This is a genomic window from Natronosalvus amylolyticus, assembly GCF_024298845.1.
GTDB classification, from domain to species: domain Archaea; phylum Halobacteriota; class Halobacteria; order Halobacteriales; family Natrialbaceae; genus Natronosalvus; species Natronosalvus amylolyticus.
The window spans coordinates 330,986-349,847 of the sequence record NZ_CP101160.1; the positions used below are offsets into that span (position 1 = coordinate 330,986).

The 18,862-nt window shown below is 58.6% G+C and carries 16 protein-coding genes; 10 read left to right on the forward strand and 6 right to left on the reverse strand.

Features of this window, described 5'->3' with window-relative positions; all coding sequences use genetic code 11:
- Window positions 1-126: 126 nt before the first annotated feature.
- Both NLK60_RS19130 and NLK60_RS19135 read right to left on the reverse strand, forming a co-directional pair.
- Window positions 127-942: a hypothetical protein gene (locus NLK60_RS19130; protein ID WP_254810879.1), complete on the reverse strand. Its 816-nt coding sequence runs from the start codon at window positions 940-942 to the stop codon at window positions 127-129.
- Window positions 943-1,096: 154 nt separating this feature from the next.
- Window positions 1,097-1,795, reverse strand: coding sequence for a PIG-L deacetylase family protein (locus tag NLK60_RS19135; protein ID WP_254810880.1), 699 nt, complete (start codon window positions 1,793-1,795; stop codon window positions 1,097-1,099).
- 242 nt (window positions 1,796-2,037) lie between these two features.
- On the opposite strand from NLK60_RS19135, the gene NLK60_RS19140 reads away from it, so the two are divergent.
- The 5 genes from NLK60_RS19140 to NLK60_RS19160 all read left to right on the forward strand — a co-directional run bounded on the left by NLK60_RS19140 (window position 2,038) and on the right by NLK60_RS19160 (window position 5,644).
- Window positions 2,038-2,412, forward strand: coding sequence for a RidA family protein (locus NLK60_RS19140; protein ID WP_254810881.1), 375 nt, complete (start codon window positions 2,038-2,040; stop codon window positions 2,410-2,412).
- The gene (locus NLK60_RS19145) at window positions 2,409-3,467 is read left to right on the forward strand and encodes a zinc-dependent alcohol dehydrogenase (protein ID WP_254810882.1); all 1,059 of its coding nucleotides are present in this window, start codon (window positions 2,409-2,411) and stop codon (window positions 3,465-3,467) included. The genes NLK60_RS19140 and NLK60_RS19145 overlap by 4 nt, the downstream gene beginning before the upstream one ends.
- Before the next feature lies 1 nt (window position 3,468).
- The gene (locus NLK60_RS19150; protein ID WP_254810883.1) at window positions 3,469-4,233 is read left to right on the forward strand and encodes a glutamine amidotransferase; all 765 of its coding nucleotides are present in this window, start codon (window positions 3,469-3,471) and stop codon (window positions 4,231-4,233) included.
- A gap of 118 nt (window positions 4,234-4,351) precedes the next feature.
- Window positions 4,352-4,807 (forward strand): universal stress protein, encoded by a 456-nt coding sequence (locus NLK60_RS19155; RefSeq protein ID WP_254810884.1) that lies wholly within the window; start codon window positions 4,352-4,354, stop codon window positions 4,805-4,807.
- A gap of 15 nt (window positions 4,808-4,822) precedes the next feature.
- Window positions 4,823-5,644 carry an AAC(3) family N-acetyltransferase gene (locus NLK60_RS19160; protein ID WP_254810885.1) on the forward strand — a complete coding sequence of 274 codons (822 nt, stop codon included), beginning with the start codon at window positions 4,823-4,825 and terminating at the stop codon, window positions 5,642-5,644.
- 223 nt (window positions 5,645-5,867) lie between these two features.
- Here NLK60_RS19160 and NLK60_RS19165 read toward each other — a convergent pair whose 3' ends face one another.
- On the reverse strand, window positions 5,868-7,325 hold the full coding sequence (locus tag NLK60_RS19165) for a right-handed parallel beta-helix repeat-containing protein (protein ID WP_254810886.1): 1,458 nt from the start codon (window positions 7,323-7,325) through the stop codon (window positions 5,868-5,870).
- Window positions 7,326-7,627: 302 nt separating this feature from the next.
- On the opposite strand from NLK60_RS19165, the gene NLK60_RS19170 reads away from it, so the two are divergent.
- Both NLK60_RS19170 and NLK60_RS19175 read left to right on the forward strand, forming a co-directional pair.
- Window positions 7,628-9,100: an arylsulfatase gene (locus NLK60_RS19170; protein ID WP_254810887.1), complete on the forward strand. Its 1,473-nt coding sequence runs from the start codon at window positions 7,628-7,630 to the stop codon at window positions 9,098-9,100.
- A gap of 150 nt (window positions 9,101-9,250) precedes the next feature.
- Window positions 9,251-10,945 carry an amidohydrolase family protein gene (locus NLK60_RS19175; protein ID WP_254810888.1) on the forward strand — a complete coding sequence of 565 codons (1,695 nt, stop codon included), beginning with the start codon at window positions 9,251-9,253 and terminating at the stop codon, window positions 10,943-10,945.
- 313 nt (window positions 10,946-11,258) lie between these two features.
- On the opposite strand, the gene NLK60_RS19180 is transcribed toward NLK60_RS19175, so the two are convergent.
- Complete coding sequence (locus NLK60_RS19180; RefSeq protein ID WP_254810889.1) at window positions 11,259-12,305, reverse strand: NAD-dependent epimerase/dehydratase family protein; 1,047 nt, start codon at window positions 12,303-12,305, stop codon at window positions 11,259-11,261.
- A 220-nt stretch (window positions 12,306-12,525) separates the two neighbouring features.
- Entirely contained in the window at window positions 12,526-13,833 is a 1,308-nt protein-coding gene (locus tag NLK60_RS19185) for a DegT/DnrJ/EryC1/StrS family aminotransferase (RefSeq protein ID WP_254810890.1), read from the reverse strand.
- Window positions 13,834-14,301: 468 nt separating this feature from the next.
- On the opposite strand from NLK60_RS19185, the gene NLK60_RS19190 reads away from it, so the two are divergent.
- Window positions 14,302-15,108, forward strand: a complete 807-nt coding sequence (locus tag NLK60_RS19190; protein ID WP_254810891.1) for a DUF7260 family protein — start codon at window positions 14,302-14,304, stop codon at window positions 15,106-15,108.
- Window positions 15,109-15,274: 166 nt separating this feature from the next.
- Here NLK60_RS19190 and NLK60_RS19195 read toward each other — a convergent pair whose 3' ends face one another.
- The gene (locus NLK60_RS19195; protein WP_254810892.1) at window positions 15,275-16,255 is read right to left on the reverse strand and encodes a carbon-nitrogen hydrolase family protein; all 981 of its coding nucleotides are present in this window, start codon (window positions 16,253-16,255) and stop codon (window positions 15,275-15,277) included.
- Between the two features lie 221 nt (window positions 16,256-16,476).
- Here NLK60_RS19195 and NLK60_RS19200 point away from each other — a divergent pair, with 221 nt between their 5' ends.
- Window positions 16,477-17,277: a sugar phosphate isomerase/epimerase family protein gene (locus NLK60_RS19200; RefSeq protein WP_254810893.1), complete on the forward strand. Its 801-nt coding sequence runs from the start codon at window positions 16,477-16,479 to the stop codon at window positions 17,275-17,277.
- Window positions 17,274-18,821 carry a sulfatase family protein gene (locus NLK60_RS19205; RefSeq protein ID WP_254810894.1) on the forward strand — a complete coding sequence of 516 codons (1,548 nt, stop codon included), beginning with the start codon at window positions 17,274-17,276 and terminating at the stop codon, window positions 18,819-18,821. Before NLK60_RS19200 ends, NLK60_RS19205 begins: the two co-directional genes overlap by 4 nt.
- Window positions 18,822-18,862: the final 41 nt, after the last annotated feature.

The following is an 18,862-nucleotide window of genomic DNA, read 5'->3' on the forward strand; positions in this document are numbered from 1 at the left end:
GGAGACACATATAGATTCGTACTTCCATCTGTGAGAAAGGCGCCGCATCGACGTGCACGAACGGATTCGATCAGCACGACGGATTCGATCAGCACGGAACCGTTCAGGAGGGATACTCGCGGCCGTCTATCGAGGAGCGGACAACGGGTTGGCATCGAAGCCGATGCGTGACATCGTCGTCCGATGCTCGAGCGATTCCCTCGCCGACTCGACCCACGCTGGCGGGTCATCCGGGAGCCCTGGGTCGTCAACGAGAACGACCGATAATTCGCTGGTGACCGTCGTTCCGTCTACCGTTTCGTATTCGAACCGATAGGATTCCAGGTAGCCGTGCTCGGTAATGACCATCCGTAGCGAGCCGTTTTCGTACCCGTACTGTGGCGTTTCGTTTGACTCGAGGACGTACCGGGTTACGCCATCATCGGTTGTGGCCGTGACGGTGATGTTTTCCATCTCCGTGAGTCCCTGCTCCAGCACTCGATGTTCCGTAAAATGGTATTTCGTCCGTTGCTGACTGTAGTACTGGGGCTCATACGTCGAGTTCTCGTCAGCCGGTCCACCAATCCGAGTATATATTGTGGTCTCGTTTGCCCACACATCCATTCCGTCGGTGTGTGCGTGCGCGGTACCGTCTCCGTCAACGGTCGCGGTAAACGAATGCTCTCTGTCGGTAGTTCCGTTCGGATGCATTTCCGTTCGCGTGTGCTCGAGCGTGTACGAGTAATTTGCGAGGAAGTCAACGTACGCCTGCCGAACCTCGTACCGGTCCGTTACCGTCTCCTCAGTTATCCCCTGTAAACCGTTTTCAGTCTCTACCGGCGTTGGACCATCGACACCGTAGGGATCCCTGTCAGTGTCGTCTCCCGACCCGACAAGTCCGCCACAGCCACTCAAAAGGACGACGGCGACAAGTACAACGCAGATTCGTATACGGCGTGTCATATGTCCTGGTGAGCCGCTAGATTCTCTCAGTAATGATAAACGTTCGGGTGAATGACCATTACAGTGGTACGGAAACCTGCAATCGATCTCGAAGGGTTTCCGGCCCACCGCGGAACAGGTCTTGAAAACCGCGGTGAGTTTCTCTCGGGCGGCGTCACTCGAGATACTCGACCGAGGAATCGTGCAGGCTGGTAAACCCTTCAGCGTACGTGGCACCGGCCTGTCTGCCGACGGCGTGTGCGGTTGCTCGCATGCTCTCGACGAAATCCGTAAACTCGGCGTCGATACCCCCGTGTTCCTCGAGCCAGGCGACCTGCGATTCGTGTTCCAGGGCGGCCTGTTCTTTCGTTTCTTCGTGATCGGTGACGTCGACGATGACCGTCGGTTCGAACGACGATGTCGGTTTGCCGAAGTAGTACACGTTCGTCGGGTCACACGGTGGGTGCTCGCGCTCGAGCAGCGGCAGCGAAACCATATAGTACGCATCAGTCACCAGTCGCGAGGTTGCACGATGGTCCGGGTGCATGTCGTCGGCGAAGTGGGTGAGGATGATGTCGGGTGCCTGTTCGCGGATACAATCGACGAGTTTGAGACGGTTCTCGAGGGTGTAGACGACACGTCCGTCCTCGAAATCGAGGAACGTGACCTCGGCACCGAGCACTGCTGCTGCATTGCGGGCTTCCTCCTCGCGTGTCGCCGCGAGTTCGTCTTGTGTCGTGTCGAAACCGCCGAACTCGCCTCGAGTCATGTACGCGATAGTAACGTCGTCTCCGCGTGCAGCGTGTTTGGCAAGCGTTCCGCCACAGAAAATTTCGGCATCGTCGGGGTGGGCAACGACGGCAAGGACGTGCATACACCATGGTGCGTCCGACCGGAACATAACGTTTCTCCCTCGACTCGGCCAGCTAACGCTCGAGGTAATTTCTATAGTAGCCAGTGAAACGATTTACACACCGACCGCGACGCCAGCTTGCGAGAGGGTGTGCAATGACTTTCACTGGCTACTATAGGGTTCACTCCGACGAACACTTCCAGTGACGGACCGACGGTAAAGCATATGCGTAGGGACGTCAAACACACTTCGTACACAACACCATGGAAGAGATTCACACCGACAATGCCCCAGCAGCGATCGGACCGTACTCGCAGGGAATGATCGACGGCGACCGAATATTCGTCTCCGGGCAGGGTCCCGTAGACCCTCAAACCGGTGACATCGTTAGCCAAGACATCAAAGAACAGACGGCCAGAACGATCGAGAACGTCGAAGCCGTCCTCGAGGCCGCCGATAGTTCACTCGAAGATATCGTCAAAACAACCGTGTTCGTGACCGACATGGCGAACTACGCTGCTATCAACGAGGTGTACGCGGAGTACATGAGCGAGCCGTTTCCGGCCCGTAGCGCGGTCGAAGTGGCGGCGCTCCCTATCGACATCGGCGTCGAGATAGAGGTGATCGCGACGCGATGAGTACCGACGTTACAGCCGACCGCGATGAGGGCCCCCAGCAAGCGATCATCACGGACGGCACGGGCTCGGTATGGACCGAAGAACAAGAAATCCCGGAACCGGCACCCGGTGAAGCACTGGTCCGGGTGACGGCGATAGGCATCTGTGGCAGCGATATCGGTCTCATCGGCGGCGAGGGGCCGCCGTGGATGGACCTTCCGGTCGTTCTCGGTCACGAGGTAGCCGGCGAAGTCGTCGAACTCGGTGAAGGCGTCGAAGACCTCGAGGTCGGCCAACGCGTCGCACTCCACGGCTTCATTTATTGTGGGACCTGTGGCGCCTGTCGAGACGGCCGATACTACCAGTGTGACGACTTACAGGAGATCGGGTTTACCGTCGACGGCGGCTACCGAAAGTACGCCGCCTGGCCTGCGTACACGCTCACACCACTCCCTGACGACGTCTCCGACGTACAGGCCAGTCAGATCGATTCGGCTGGCTGTACGCTGCACGCAATGCAGCGCATTCAAACGTCATTTACCGATACAGCAGCGGTTCTCGGACCCGGGTCGCTCGGGCTCTACGGCGTCCAACTGCTCCGCGCCCAGGGTGTCAAAGACATCATCCTGACTGGGACGCGAGACGAACGTCTCGAGGCTGGTGAAGCACTCGGCGCGACACGAACGGTCAACGTCTACGAGGAAGATCCCGTCGAAGCGATTATGGACTTTACCGACGGTCGTGGCGTCGACGTCTGCGTCGAAGCCGCGGGTGCGGGCGACGTGCTGGAAACGTGTCTCCAGAGCGCGGCCAAGCAGGGGAAAATCGTGCTAACAGGCGTGTTCGGCGAGAACAAAGAGATCGACCCCGACCACATCGTCGCGAAGGAACTCGAGATAGTCGGCGGCGTGACGTCGTCTCACGCTGTCGAAGAGGTGATAGAACTCTTCCGACGCGGCGACCTGACGACCGAGGGCGTCGTCACCCACGAGTTCCCCCTCGAGGACTATGAGGAAGCACTGGACACCGTTCGCGAACGTCGCGACGGGGTCGTGAAAGCGGTACTGCGTCCGTAGTATGGCTTCAGAGAACCGTGAAACGGACGACGGTGACGGTCCGCGGGTGTTGCTCGCTGGGGAGTCCTGGCAGACACTTTCGTTCGAGATCAAAGGTCGGAACGTCCTCACCGATTCGACCTACGAGGAAGCAGGCGACCATCTGATCGCCGCACTCGAGGCTGCAGGAGCCACTGTCGATTTTCAACCGTGTCACGTCGCCGAAACGGAATTTCCCCGCTCTCGAGAGGCCCTCGACGTGTACGACCTCGTTATACTCAGTGACATCGGGGCAGACACGCTCCAGATCACCCCACGCGTCGCTGCTGGCGAAACCGATGTGGACCGGTGTCGGCTGCTCGAGTCGTACGTTCACGACGGGGGCGCAGTCGGTATGATCGGCGGCTACATGAGCTTCGCTGGGGTGGGCGGACAGGCACGCTACGCCCATACCGCGCTGGCGGACGTTCTTCCCGTCCACATTTCTTCCCACGACGATCGAATCGAGGTCCCAGGAGGGATTGCACCGTTGCGAACGGGTGGCCCGACGTCCATTCCAGATGAATGGCCTTCGATACTCGGGTACAACCGACTCGAAGCGAAGTCGGAAGCCGATGTCTGGGCCGCCGTCGGAAACGACCCGCTCCTCGTCGTCGGCGAACACGGCAACGGCCAGGCGTTCGCCTTTGCAACCGACTGTGCCCCACACTGGGCACCGCTCGAGTTCCTCGAGTGGGTGCGCTTGCCCGACGTCTGGGAAGCGATCATCGAACAGGTTGTTGCGTAATCCACAGCCTGGAAGGATCGCCAAAATTTCCCGAAACTGCCACGCAGAAATTCACTTTAGAGATCGCTGCACAACGAGTAACTGAACGTTTATAAGATACGACCCGAAACGGATCGGTATGGAACGAGCACTGATCGTCCTTGACGATGGAGATTCCGAAAGCGCCCTGCTGCGCGAGGCGGGCGAGTTAGCTGCAGGCGTCGATGCCGAACTACTATTGTTGGCACTGTTATCGACCGAAGACGTCGAATCCGACCTGGAAACGCTCGAGGCAATTGCCAACGTCGAACACACAGAGTACAGCGAAGATACCGTTCGAAAATCGGCCGCCAGGGCAGCTGATTCGCTCGTGGAAGAGGTTTTCGACGATCTGGAGGTCTCCCACCGATCGGTGGTGACCGTCTCCGACGAGGACCGTGCGGAGGCGATACTCGAAACGGCCTCCGAGTACGACTGTGACCACGTGTTCATCAGTGGACGTAAGCGGTCACCAACCGGAAAGGTGGTTTTCGGGGATACGACACAGGACGTGTTGCTCAACTTCGACGGTCGCGTCACCGTGGAACTGACGTAACCACGAGAGAGTGAAATGACCGACGACGAGACTATACCAGCGGAGTCGACAGTCACCGGTGATGACCTCGTGGCGGACCTGCGAGCCCTGGGTCTCCAGTCTGGCGACGAACTCGTCGTCCACAGTTCGCTCTCGAGTCTCGGTTGGGTCGATGGCGGTGCCGACACCGTCGTCGACGCTTTGAAAACGGTGGTTGGCGTCGAAGGTACTGTCGTCGTGCCGACATTCACTCCGTTCGTCGTTCGCGAGGAGCCCTTCGACCGCGAGGGAACCCCATCCCAAACCGGTGCCGTTACCGAAACGCTTCGGACTCGACCGAATTCTATCCGGAGCGACCACCCCACGCACTCGGTTGCCGCTCTCGGTCCGGCAGCCGAAGCGCTCACGGCTGGTCACGAACTCGATCAATCGCTGGGTCGAGACAGTCCGCTCCATCGACTCGCTCAGCGGGGTGGAAAGGTACTCCTGCTCGGTATCGGTCACGAACGGAATTCGACCCTCCACGTCGCGGAGGCGCTCGCAGAATTGCCGTACAAGACCGGGACGAACGAAGTACTTGTTCGAAAAGAGAGCGGAGACATCGGAACCGTTCACGCGTCGAAGGTCGGTTGTGGAAAGGGGTTCCCGGTGCTCGAGGCAGTCGCGGACGAGGCGGGCATTCTCACCCGTGGTCGTGTCGGCCAGGCACCGGCACAGGTAGGGGAGGGTGCAGCGCTTCTCGAAGTTGCACTGGACGTTCTCGACTCCGATCCTGGCTTCTTGCTGTGTGACGAGCCAGGATGCTGGTGGTGCCCAGAAGCCCGCGAGGCGCTCTCCGCGGTCGATAGTAGCAATTAAACATTCCACCACCTATCGCGACTCATCTGTCGGGAGGATGTCCAATGGCTTTCGATCACTTCTGACGATCGTGGCTCGAGTTTCGAGGACGGGTTTCCCGGTACAGCGCTCGACTCGAGTTGCCGTTTCGACCGTTATTGCGCCCCTCCTCGAACACATTGGACAGCTGCTCGGGGACACAATCACGATAAGCGAGTTTGTCAGTCAGAGATCCACTGGTATTCTATCGACAGCGCCTCCGTTTGGAGAGGTTTCGTACCGTCACGGTGCTCTCTTCGTCCATGACGATCGCTTCGCCGGAGACGTCGATGGACGGGTTGTTCACTTTGCCGCTGGCGTTCTGGAGGCTAATCCCGTTTCGATCAGCACCCGACTGGGTGAGACAAAAGTTGTTTATAGTGACGTCACAGTTTCCGAGGTTCAGTGCAGAGCCGACCCCTGCCTCGCCGGAGACACGGACGTTGTTGAGCCTGAGTGTGTCGCCACCCTGGAGGTATCGGACGGCGTGTCGACCGTCACGATTGAGTTCGAATCTGCTGTTGACGACCTCGAGCGAGCCGTCATTGCTCGGATGCTCGAGGATACCCTCTCCGTTGGGGTGGTCGTGGACGACGTCGATGTTTTCGTAGGTGCCGTCGAAGCCGTACCAGACCCAGCCTGCTCGACTCGTGATCGCGCCCCACGGCGTTGCTGGTATTTCGCCAGCCTCAGTGATGACGGTGCAGTTTTTCGCGTAGCTACCTGGGGTTCCAAGCCGAATTGCGGTGACGTTATTGTTTTCGAAATGGCAGTTTTCGACGCGGACGCGGCCGTCGCCGTGGATTGCTCCACCCGTCCCAGGCGCCGAGGCGTAGATGGCGTTGTCCGAAAAGTTCGAGAACTCACAGTTATCGAACAGCAGGTCCCCCGCGTGGAGGAGATTGACCCACGCAGCCCCCTTTCTACTGTGTGATTCGACCCCGTCGGGTGCCCGAACGTTCTCGACGACACCTGTTCCATCCTCGTTGAGAACACCAGGGATGACACAAAATGGGTCGGGTAAAACAGCACCAGGATCGTATGCTGGGTCACTGGGGTGTGCAATTTCGACGTAATCGCCCGTCACCTTGCCATCGAAGTGGAGGTTTCGCAGTGACAGGTTTTCTTCAGCAACCGCCGTGATTCCAGTCGAAGTGTCGTGAGCCGTCTGGTCGATGCGGAAGTTCTCGATGGATACCTCTCGGCCCCAGATTGTGAGAATATTGTGTCGTCCGCCATCAGGCGGGGTAAGGGTAACGTCTCCTCGTCCCTCGAGGGCCAGTTTTCCGACCCGTCCGACTTCGTCACCATCGCCGAAATCCCAACGAGCGAACCCATCACCACCTGGTCCGTTCTCGAGGAGATACTCTCCTTCGGGGAACAGTAGTCGTAGCGAATCGTGTTCGTCAACGATTGTCAGGATATCGTTAATCGGTTCCGTCCCGGTGTTGTCCGCACCGAGGTCTTCGACGACGTCGAGCACGACGTCGTATTCGTCTTCGGTAGCACTAACGCCCGAAACTCCGGTTGCGAGACCCGCTATGAGTCCGGCACCTGCCAATCGAAGGCAGGTTCGACGATCGATAGACTGGCTCGCATCATGGGATATCTGTCCGTCTGTACCACTCGAGACCGTGCTTCGTGAAGTGTTGTCTACTGGCATGCCTGTCAGCACCTACCACATAGAAGATTCGGTAAATAACTCTATTTGAATTATGTTGACAACAAATAGCTTCATATGTGCAGTTTTTAAATATCCAACCAGGTATTTGTCATCGAGACAACTGCTAATAGAGTCTGCTATCGTCACTGACCGATGGTAGCGCAACCGTCACACAACGTGTTGCAGACAATATACTCGCCACACGCGACTGATTGACGGCAACCTCCGTAGGCTCCATCGCGACTCACCGCTGGCACTCCGCCGGTACGTAGAATTATATGCTCCGGGTTAGTGGCATAGGTATGGCGAATCGACCGAACATCCTGTTTATCATGACCGACCAGCACCGCGGCGATTGTATCGGTGCAGACCCCGATTCACCGCGCGATTCGGACGGCCGGCCGCTGGTCCACACACCCAATATCGACAACCTGATCCAGAACGGGGCCATGTTCACTCGGGCATATACCCCCTCCCCCTCGTGTATTCCTGCGCGTCGGTCACTGCTCACCGGACAGACACCGTTCACCAACGGTGCCCCCGGTTGGGTTACCACGCCGTGGGAGTTCGAACACGTGCTTCCCCAGGAGCTACGAGACGCGGGCTATCAGACGAAACTCACCGGAAAGATTCACTCGATTCCGATCCGCAACCACGTCGGCTTCGAGGACATGGAACAACACGAGGCGCTGTTTTCCCATCCTGACGACGATTACACGCGCTGGCTCGAGCAAGAGAGCGACGGCCTGTACGATGAACTGTCCCACGGTCTCGGACGAAACGCCTGGGATCCACGCCCGTGGCACCTCGAGGAACACCACCACCCCACGAACTGGACCACCTGGCGGGCCCTCGAGTTCCTCGATCAACGGGACGACACGCGGCCGTTCTTCCTCAACCTCTCGTACGTTCGTCCGCACACGCCGTTCGACCCGCCACAGGTGTACTGGGATATGTACGTCGACCGTGAAACGCCTGACCCGTACATGGGCGACTGGGTCGACGACGAACACGGCGACAAAATACCGGACTATCCCGCAATCGATGCCTGGGTCGCCGATCTCCCACCGACCATCGTCCATCGTGCGAGGGCAGCCTACTACGGCCTCATCACCCACATAGACCACCAAATAAAACGGGTATTGGATAAATTGATGATGATGGGCGAACTCGATAACACCTTCATCATCTTCCTCTCAGACCACGGCGAGATGCTCGGTGACCACCACATGTGGCGCAAGACCTACGCGTACGAAGGGTCCGCCCGTGTACCCCTCCTGATGCGCTTCCCCGATTCGATGGAACTGCCGCGAAAACAGCTCATCGGCCGACCGGTAGGCCTCGAAGACGTGATGCCGACGTTACTCGACGTCGCCGGTGTCGACGTTCCGGAGACCGTCGAGGGAGGAAACCTGCTCGAGTTGGTTGACGACCCCGGCCGCGAAGACTGGCGCGAATGGTATCACGGTGAGCACGCCGCCGGGAGCTACGATCCGGAGAATGGCACGCAGTATCTAATCGACGGGCGGTTCAAGTACGTCTGGAATCCCGTTACTGGCAGCGAACTCCTGTTCGACCTCGAGGAGGACCCCGGAGAAGAACGCGACCTGACGAACGACGGCGCCTACGAAGCGGACCTCGAGCGCGGTCGAGAGACGATGGTCGAGCGCCTTTCGGGGCGACCGGAGGGATTCGTCGAAAACGGCGAGCTATCCCCGACCGGCACCGGACCGGACGATCTCGGAGACCCGGATGACTGTCAATCGAGCAGTTAGGACGGGATTCGACAGTCAGTCACCGCTTCACCGATGAGGGGGCGCTCGAGTGAGTGTCGCAGGTGAAGCCGACCGCATACGATGATTAAGGCGGAAGAAACGAAGAAGTGCGGAATACCTTTACGTGACTGCTGCTTTCCGAGAGTAGGGATGATAGACAGTCACTTTCACCTGTGGACCGAAGACACGACCACCCCTGACAAGCGGGCCGATAGAGCAGACCAGGTTCGAGGAGAGATGGCTAAACAGGGCGTCGACCGTATCTGTCTGATCGGAGAGGTTGGGCAGACTATCGAGGCGTGTTACGAGGCGAATCGCACCGTCGCAAAATTCCAGGCGGAACATCCGGACATCTTCTATGGCTGGGCGCGGGTCGACCCGCGACTCGGTGAGGAAGCCGTCGAGGAATTTAAGCGGGCCGTGCAAGAAGACGGCCTGATTGGCCTCAAACACCACTTCATAGGAACGCCGGTCAACATCGCGGATCCGGAATTCTTCCCGCTGGTGGAGGCGGCCATCGAAATGGACGTCCCGATCATCGCCCACGTAATGGAACGGCATTCCGACGACAAACACCGATGGGACGAAACTGAAGCCTACAGCGAGGACGTCGCCGCGCTCGCCGAACGATACCCTGAACTAACCCTCATTTCGGGCCACATCGGCGCCGGCGGGTTCTGGGAAAAGCGAATCAAGACCATCGAGAGCTACGACAACGTCTACCTCGACACCAGCGGGAGCAATACAGAAACCGACGTGCTCGAGATGGCGGCCGAACGACTCGGCGTCGACCGACTCGTCTACGGCACGGACACGTGGCTCCTCCCGGGCGTCGGCAAGTTGGAGGGAGCGGAATTAAACCCCGAGGAGAAGGCAGAAATCGCCTACAATATGGAACGCTTGATTCCCACCTCGACGCCGAACAAGCTCTCGGAAGCCGAACTCGAAGATGGAATCGAGCGGTCTGTTGAACATTTCCGGGAACGGGCGAAACCGCGGGAAGAAACAATCGTCGACGCGAACGCTTACGTCGGCAACTGGGCATTCCGTGACGTCGACGCAACGCCCGATGACCTTGTCTCGATGATGGACCGCAAGGGAGTGGACAAGGCGGTCGTCTCCTCGCTCGAGAGCGCGATGTACCGCAACGTCCACGCCGGGAATCGAAGACTCCACGAGGCGCTCGAGGAATCCGGTCACCGTGACCGACTGATTCCGTTCGCGACGATCAACCCGACATACCCCGGCTGGGAAGCCGATCTCGAGGAGTGCGTCGAGGAGTTCGGGATGCAGGGTGTCCGGTTGTTACCTTTATATCACGATTATGATATCCACGATCCAGCTGTCACAGCCCTCATGGACAAGTGCGTCGACCTTGACGTCCCCGTAATGTTCATCGCGACACTCGAGGACCAACGCGGCCGCCATCCGCGTGTGAACCTCCGCGATTTCGAAGGAAATGCGAAACACTGGGGAGAAAGCCACGGCGACGCTATCGTGTCCCAGCTCAGGAAGAGCCCCGAGACGGATGTCATCATCGCCAATGGGTGGGCAATCGCCGAGCGGGTCAAGCGCGAGACAACCGAGTCCTACCCGAACGGCGTTCGGATGAACAATCAGGTCCGCTCGGGCGAGACGGTATTCGTTCTCGATGACCTATTCATGCACTTTGCGTACCAGGGCGAAAACATCGTCGAAACCATTGGCGTCGACCGCCTCGTGACCGGACCGAAGATGCCACTGCTGGTCTTCGACGCTCACTACAAATACACCGAGAACCTCCCCGTGGAAGACGAGGAACGCGAGCGGGTTGCCAGCGGAACCATTCTTTCGTTGCTCGAGTAAGCGCCGGAACCGTCTCGATCGATTGATAGCTCGTCTTCGAGATTGAATGTTCTCTCGTCCTACCAACTTCCGCAGACCGACTCGAACGCTAACTGACGGAACTCGAGGCTCGCCTCGGATGCAGCCTATCGTATCGGTACCTGTCCGAAGACGTTCTCGAGGTCGGTGAGGGTCGGGCTCTTTAGTAGCCACGGCGAGTCATTGCACACCCGATCGACAGTTGGAGGGGGATCGAGGCGGGTAACTCCGTTTCGGTCGACGGGTGGTCTCGGTGTGCGGTTCACCATCGTGTTCGATCGCTCCGTCAATCTGGTCAGAACTCGCCGTCTCGAACGTGGAATTTCGTGGGTTTCCCCCAGGTGGTTCCGTCTTGTTCGACCCACGAGGCGACGAGTTCGACGATTTCGTCAATCGGAACTTTCGGCTCCCCAAAGCGTTCGGTACATCGGCTCGCGTCGTTGAGTAGCGCCGTCTCCTTTTCTTCGCCCTGGAATGTCACCTCGCAGCCGAACTCCTCGGCGAACCGCTCGGCCAGGTCACGAACGGAGAGGATTTTCGGCCCCGTGAGGTTCAGGATATCTGCCGGCGAGTCGGCCAACTCGAGTGATCGGAAACAAATTGAGTTCGCATCCCCTTGCCAGATCACGTTGACGTAGCCCATATCCAGTGGAACCGGCTCTTCAGCATAGACTCGCTTCGCAAGATCGAGCAGGACTCCGTAGCGCGCCTCGACAGCATAGTTCAAGCGGAGCAGGCACGTCGACGTCTCGTTGGCCTTCGAAAAGTGCTGGAACACCCGCTCGCGGCCGAGACACGACTGGGCGTACTCGCCGACCGGCCCAACGTCGTCAGTTTCCGTGCAGCCACCGGTCTCCGGGGAGACGGGGGGATAGACGTTCCCGGTCGACAACGCGGAGATTCGCGAGTCACTGTATCGGCTGGCTACCCGTCCCGGAAGGTAGGCGTTGATGGCCCAGGTCAACGGTTCCTGGCCCGACGACCCGAACTTCATCCCGACCAGGTAGATGACGTTCTCACAGTCCGGGAGAGAATCGAGTGCGCCCTCCTCCAGGAGATCCGCCTTGATCGTCTTTGCACCCCATGACTGGAGTTTCTCCTCGAGGCCGTCCTCGCTGTAGCGAGATACTGCGTACACGTCCGTGTCGGCGTTTGCCTCCTCAGTTGCTCGAAGCATTCGTCTGATAAGGGTAGGCCCCATCTTTCCGCCCGCGCCGAGAACGATGACGTCACCCTCGAGTTGCCGCGCGAATTCGACGTCTTCGGGATACGGCTCCGACAGGAGGGCTTCCAGTTGCTCTTCGCTCGAGACCGTTTCAGGTACCGCATTTTGCGTTTTCATAGCTTACTCGTGAGTATTCGACTCTTCTCGAGAGTTACGCAGATAAAATATAAATATGTCGGTTGCTGGGATTCTGGTCGGGTATAGCGCGACCACCCGAGACAGTGTGTTGCAGAAACTCGCTGGACGGGCGAATCGTACTCGGTGTGTTGTAACGCTGTAACGGCGCATTCGCCCACCATCGTTCGGTTTCGGGGGCACCGTCTGAAACCCGAGGTGGTCAATCGTTGACTCGAGTTGCGGCCGCAGGCTCGCCACCGGTGTCCAAGAGTTCATGCCGGTGTTCGACCACTTTCCTGTAGGCGTCGGCATGCTGTTCGATAACCTCCGGTTCATAGCGCTTGAACCACGGAATCGTAAAGCAGTGCTCTTGAATCCCCTCAGCGACCGGGAGATCCCCCTCCGATTCACGAACATCTCGGTGTGCGTTCGCGATTCGGGTCGGTTTTCCGTGCCCGTACACGTCGGCTTTCTGGAGGAGCGGGTGCGTGTGCAACGCGTAGTTACATCCCGGAAGACAGGTAGAGCCTTCAGCCGTCACCGCCTCAGCGAAGCGCTCGACCGACAACCCGTCGAGTTTTTCAGCGTCGTACAGTCCCTTCGGCGAGTACCATCCGCCCATGGTGCTGTCTTCGTGTTCTGGATGGTGGATCGAGATTCCTGATACGTCGTCGAGCAGTTCCCAGAAGTAACCCATCGCCTCCTGAATCTCCGCCATGCGGTCGTCGTAGTGTTTCAGTTGGACGCGACCGACCGCGGCACTGATCTGATGCATACGGTGTTTCTGGCCGCCGAAGGGAAGCCCGCCGAACTGAGCAAGTTCGTCTCGCTCGAGGTCCTCACCGTGGCGCGTGTAGTGACCGAACGCTACGGCTCGCTCGTAGATTTCGCGGTCGTCAGTGGCGAGAATCCCGCCTTCACCGACGGGGAACGACTTGCGGCTCATAAGGGACATCGCACCGACATCCCCGATCGTCCCGAGTTTCCTGCCTTTGTACAAACCACCGTGGGCGTGGGAGACATCCTCGATCACCGCGATATCGTGCGCATGCGCAATCTCGACGATCTCGTCCATGTCGGCTGGATGGCCGTAGTTGTGAACGACGACGACTGCTTTCGTGTGTTCGCTGATGCGGTCCTCGAAGCTCTCAGGATCGATACACAGAGAATCCGGTTGGATGTCTGCGAACACCGGTGTCGCGCCCAGCGACAGACAGGGGAGTATGGCCGCCCAGTAGGTGACGCTCGGACCAATTACTTCATCCCCCACGCCGACTCCGACCCCGTACATCGCACCCAGCAGCGAAGCCGTCCCGGAACTGAATCCGAGCGTGTACGCCGAGCCCTGCCAGTCGGCGAACTCGTCCTCGAACTGCTTCGTGATTCCGGTGTCAGACATCGTCCCCGCCCGAAGGACCTCGAGAGCCGCCTCCTCATCCTCCTCGGTGATGATTGGCCACGAGAACACATGCTCGTCCTCGAGGGTGACTGTTTTCGGGCCGCCGATGATCGCGAGTTCGTCGCTCATGATACGCTCGGCCTCCACATCGGTTGCACTGTCATGGGTAACTACCGTGTATCTACGGCCGGTGATCGCAATATAGGTAACGGTGTTTCAGGATTTGATGGGGTGTGAAAGACGCTCTGATTACCGATACCGTCGCGGATATCGATTTAAAAAGTCTCCACGATATACCAGGTGAGTCGGTCGGTGGTCCGCGCCTCGTTCATACGGTGGCTATAGTAGCCAGTGAAACGATTTAGACACCTATCACGACGCCGTCTTGCAATAGGGTGTGCAATGAGTTTCAATAGCCACTATAGAACACCACCTTTTCAGGCTAACACTAGAGCGCAGGACCAAACACTCTCGGCGATCCCGATGACTGCATCACCCCGAGTTACCATCACCGGAAACTCGTCTCCGAAGTGAACACACTAGGACATCGCACAGAAAAGCTAACTTGCTACGCGGTGACTCATCTCACAGACGACGATGACTCCATCCCAGTCGAGACGTTACAGTGACGACGCGCTCACCTGCCTCGAGCAAGAGGCTAATTTGCTCCAGGAAGAACAACGAGCGTTCCGCCGGTTCAGAAAATTCGTCGCCACCCAGACGGGCGATACAGAACCAGTTGCTACCCACGGCACTTCGGTTGCAGCCCATCATACTCCGGTTGCCATCCACGGACACTCGATGGCAACACCATCCAGTCATACGACGGGCTTGCATCACATCAGAGATCGCTACCACGAACTCGTTATGGACGTGATCGAACCCGGTGGAGAGAGCCAGAACTCGATAGATAGTCACCTCGAGGGAGAACTCACCGCCGAACTGTCGGCAGCACTCCGGCACAATACGGTGTTCACGCCACAACTCCGTGGCTCCTTGCTCGCAACGATTACGGCGGCTCACAACGCTCGAGAGGACGTCCTCGAGTTTATCCGGAGAGAGCGAGAGGCAGTGGCTCGACAGCGGGCCGAACTCGACGCACTCGACGACGAATTTTCTGCTATCGAAACCAGATACGGTGAAACGGACCGCGTTACCGACCTCGTCTCCCTGTACGAATCCCTCGAGGCGGTCGAAAGTCGATGTGAGGCGGTCGTTCAGACACGACAGCGCCAGTTGCAAACGCTGTCGTTTTCGGGACCGATAGAACGACAGGACATCCACGAGTACCTGTACCGAGACCTCGACGTGACGTATCCGGTACTGGCTGAAACCACTGGAGTGGCAACGAAAAGCCACACCCTCAAAGAACGGATCGAACGACGAATCGCGACCATCGAGTGACTCGATATTGTGTGCCGCTGGCCCGTACTATATCGGCAGAGCATACCGACGACGCTGATACGTATTCGAAACGGCGTACCATCCACGCAACAATCAATCTCATTCTCGAGCGCACCAACGACAGCCCTGGTATCGACACAGCGGGTTTTCCTCGAGACGACTGGGCTTACTCGAAGGGGAGGAGCGGAGAGCTGTCGGTCTCTTCGAACACCCGGGCGCGGGTTCGCTCTTCGTACGCGAACATCGTTTCGAGGTCGAACGCCGCTTCGACGTCAGCGACGGATAGCCCCGGTTCGAGAGATTCGATGACGATGTTCCCAACCTCGGGAAGTTCGTGAAAGGTCACTCGCCCACCGTACTCATCACGAATCGAGTCCATGGCGTCCCGGTTCTGAAAGCTTCCGTAGGTTCGAGAGTCGGTGTTGAGTGCGGCGAATGAGGTTCGAGCGGTCGCGCCGCCGGAAAACGTGATCTTGGGGTTACCCATCCCTGATGACGTTTCGGCGATTCGAGCGCCGGTGGGAGTGATAACTCGAGCGACGTACTTATCGCAGGTAACGTGGTGGTAGCCGTAGTACTTCGCCCAGGTGAGAAAGTGCTGGTACGCTCCGGCAGTCGTCGGATGAAACACGATGTCCGCTCGTTCTTCGGCGAAACGGACCCCGAGTTCGGGATATCGTTCATCCCAGCAAACGGCCGCCCCAACCCGGCCGAACTCGGTGTCCCAGACTCCTACGTGTTCGCCGGGAGCGGTCCCCTCGTCCATTTCGCCGATAGTCGGTGCCGCTTTGTGGGCGACGCCAACGATAGCACCGTCAGGTCCGATCAGGACGACGGCGTTGTACAATCGGTCCCCTGTACGCTGGATCATCGGGAGCCAGACGTAGCTGTCCAGGGTGTTCGCTTTCTCCGCGACCGCATCAGTTGCCGGGCCCGGTACGGGTTCGGCTACTTCCGTCCGAGACAGTCCGTCTCCGCGATATCGTAACTGGAGGATGTACTCTGGGAAACAGACGAAGTCGGGATCGTACTTTTTCGCATCGTCCAGCAACTCGAGAACGAGGGCCAGGTTCGTTGCGACACGATCACCGTCAACCGCGTCGGTTGGTGGGTCGAGAGCGTACGAAAGTACGTTAGCTGTTCGCATGCCCTTCATTTCGATAATGGGCACTTAGCTTTTCGCGTGTAAGGATATGCCAGCGTATTGGTTGCATCGAACGCCGTTTGTCTCGGCCCTAGATCCAGACTCATCAGAGAACAGTATATTGTCGAGCGAGAGCTCCGTGATAGTCAATCGGTGATCTGTGACGACAATGACCCCAGTCACTGGTCCAAAAGTACTTTATCCCAGCTCGTCTCCTGTGGCATATGGTACGCACCGCCATACAGCTGTTCACGTTGAAAGACCTTGACGAACTGACCTGGGAACTCGTTTCACGCGTGGGCCAAACCTCGTTCGATGGCGTAGAGATGTACAAAGCAGACTTCGACGCTTTCGAAGCGGACGATGGAATCGAACGAACGAAACAGGCACTCACAACGGGTTCTCTCGAGGTTTGTAGCGCACACGCTCGTGCCGAAACAATCGAGGAAGAATTCGACGATATCGTGGCCGCTTGCGAGGCCGTCGGCATCTCGAGGCTGGTTATTCCCACCTACGATGGAGTGGCCTTCGAAACGCTCGAGGGAATCGAAACCGCCGCCGACCGTCTCGGCGCAATCGCGGACTCCCTCGCCGAGTACGACATCGACCTGCTCTATCACAACCACACCTTCGAGTTCGGGACCGTCACGGGGGAAGACGGACCCGAAGTCGCGTTCGAGGTCTTCGTCGACCGAGCCGACGGTCGCTTCGGTTTCCAGCCCGACGTTGGGCTCGCAACTCACGCTGGCTACGACGCACTGAAGCTACTTGACGTCGTGTCCGGACAAGCTCCGCTGGTTCATCTGACAGACACGGTTCCCGACGACGACTATCTCCTTCACGCCGACGTTGGAACGGGCGCGGTCGACGTCGATGCCTGTGCTGAGCGGGCCGTCAAAAACGGCGCCGAGTGGCTCATTTGTGAAAATGGACGAACTGACGATGCGGTAGCGTCCCTCGAACACGGAAGCGAAGCCTTCGCCGAGTTGCGTTCGCGAGTGGGAGACCTGTCCGACAGCCAATGACCGAGACACCCGCGAAGATACTCTACATCGATGTCGATTCGCTACGCCCTGACCATCTGGGCTGTTACGGGTACGACCGTGACACCGCTCCTGTCGTGGATGCACTGGCTCGTTCGGGAATGCGATTTACCAACTACTACGCGACGGATGCACCCTGTCTCCCCTCGAGGACGGCACTGTTCTCCTCGCGGTTCGGCATTCACACGGGTGCGATAAACCACGGCGGTATCACAGCGGATGCGCGGCCGCTTGGCGAGCATCGAAACTTCCGGAACCTCGACGGTTGGAAGTCTTGGATGGGAGCGCTTCGCCAGGAAGGGTACTACACGGCCTCACTGAGTCCCTTCGTCCAGCGACACCAGGCATGGACCGTGGCTGCAGGATTTAACGAGATACAGGACGCGGTCGGGACCGATGAGCGAGTGGGTCTGTGGCAGCCAAACGCCGACGAGATTCTGCCGTACGTCGACGATTGGCTCGATCGCCACGCCACCCGCGACCGCTGGTTCCTCCACGTCAATTTCTGGGACCCACACACGCCGTACGCGACTCCACCCGAGTTCGGCGACCCCTTCGCGGATGAGCCAGCTCCCGAGTGGCTCACCCAGGATATCATCGACGAACAGCGGACCCATGCCGGACCACACAGCGCCCGAGACACGTTTCACTTCTCTAATCGGAGCCCACGTTTCGACGAAGGGAACGATCTCGCTCGAGTCCCCGTGGAGTTCGATATCGACTCCAGAGATGCGTTCAAGACCTGGGTTGACGGTTACGATACCGGCGTTCGATACATGGATTATCACCTGGGACTTCTTCTCGATCGCCTCAAAGAAGAAGGCGTCTACGACGAAACGCTGATCATCATCTCGGCCGACCACGGCGAAGGACTGGGCGAACTCAACGTCTATGGCGACCACCATCTGGCTGACGAGACGACCTGTAACGTCCCGCTGATTATCTCCGGTCCGGGTATCGAATCCGGTGTGAACGATGACTTTCACTACCAGATCGACCTCGCACCGACCGTGATGGAACTCGTTGGCGGTGAACCGGGTGCTCGCTGGGACGGGAACTCGTTCGCTCCGGCTTGCACAACTGCGGTTGCCGACCGAGATGTCGGTCGTGAGTATCTCGTGCTCAGTCAGGGAGCGTGGGCGTGTCAGCGCGGGGTTCGCTGGGACGACTGGTTGCTCTTGCGAACCTACCACGATGGGTTCAAGAGCATCCTGGGGGACGTCATGCTGTTCGACCTCGAAACGGATCCCCACGAAACGACCAACCTCGCGAACGAACGACCCGAAATCGTCGAAACGGGGCTGTCGAAACTCGGACAATGGCACGAAAAACGGATGCTCGAGGCCGCACGGGACCAGCGGGGTGGGAATCCGAAAACCCCGAACGGGACCACCGACCCGATGTGGGTCGACATCGCGAACGGCGGTCCGTATCACACCCGTGGCCACCTCGACTCGTATGCCAAGCACCTTCGCGAAACCGGTCGCAAAGAGCGGGCAGCGACCCTCGAGCACCGTCACCGGTGACGATTCGATCGGAAATTAAGCAGTGAAATTTCCTAGAATGA

Bases quoted from the DNA above. Each gene is read 5' to 3' on its own strand.
- NLK60_RS19170 (WP_254810887.1), top strand. From the start codon at position 7,628: ATGGCGAATCGACCGAACATCCTGTTTATCATGACCGACCAGCACCGC.
- NLK60_RS19205 (WP_254810894.1), top strand. From the start codon at position 17,274: ATGACCGAGACACCCGCGAAGATACTCTACATCGATGTCGATTCGCTA.
- NLK60_RS19175 (WP_254810888.1), top strand. From the start codon at position 9,251: ATGATAGACAGTCACTTTCACCTGTGGACCGAAGACACGACCACCCCT.
- NLK60_RS19155 (WP_254810884.1), top strand. From the start codon at position 4,352: ATGGAACGAGCACTGATCGTCCTTGACGATGGAGATTCCGAAAGCGCC.
- NLK60_RS19150 (WP_254810883.1), top strand. From the start codon at position 3,469: ATGGCTTCAGAGAACCGTGAAACGGACGACGGTGACGGTCCGCGGGTG.
- NLK60_RS19180 (WP_254810889.1), bottom strand. From the start codon at position 12,305: ATGAAAACGCAAAATGCGGTACCTGAAACGGTCTCGAGCGAAGAGCAA.
- NLK60_RS19200 (WP_254810893.1), top strand. From the start codon at position 16,477: ATGGTACGCACCGCCATACAGCTGTTCACGTTGAAAGACCTTGACGAA.
- NLK60_RS19190 (WP_254810891.1), top strand. From the start codon at position 14,302: ATGACTCCATCCCAGTCGAGACGTTACAGTGACGACGCGCTCACCTGC.
- NLK60_RS19130 (WP_254810879.1), bottom strand. From the start codon at position 942: ATGACACGCCGTATACGAATCTGCGTTGTACTTGTCGCCGTCGTCCTT.
- NLK60_RS19140 (WP_254810881.1), top strand. From the start codon at position 2,038: ATGGAAGAGATTCACACCGACAATGCCCCAGCAGCGATCGGACCGTAC.
- NLK60_RS19165 (WP_254810886.1), bottom strand. From the start codon at position 7,325: ATGCCAGTAGACAACACTTCACGAAGCACGGTCTCGAGTGGTACAGAC.
- NLK60_RS19160 (WP_254810885.1), top strand. From the start codon at position 4,823: ATGACCGACGACGAGACTATACCAGCGGAGTCGACAGTCACCGGTGAT.
- NLK60_RS19135 (WP_254810880.1), bottom strand. From the start codon at position 1,795: ATGCACGTCCTTGCCGTCGTTGCCCACCCCGACGATGCCGAAATTTTC.
- NLK60_RS19195 (WP_254810892.1), bottom strand. From the start codon at position 16,255: ATGCGAACAGCTAACGTACTTTCGTACGCTCTCGACCCACCAACCGAC.
- NLK60_RS19185 (WP_254810890.1), bottom strand. From the start codon at position 13,833: ATGAGCGACGAACTCGCGATCATCGGCGGCCCGAAAACAGTCACCCTC.
- NLK60_RS19145 (WP_254810882.1), top strand. From the start codon at position 2,409: ATGAGTACCGACGTTACAGCCGACCGCGATGAGGGCCCCCAGCAAGCG.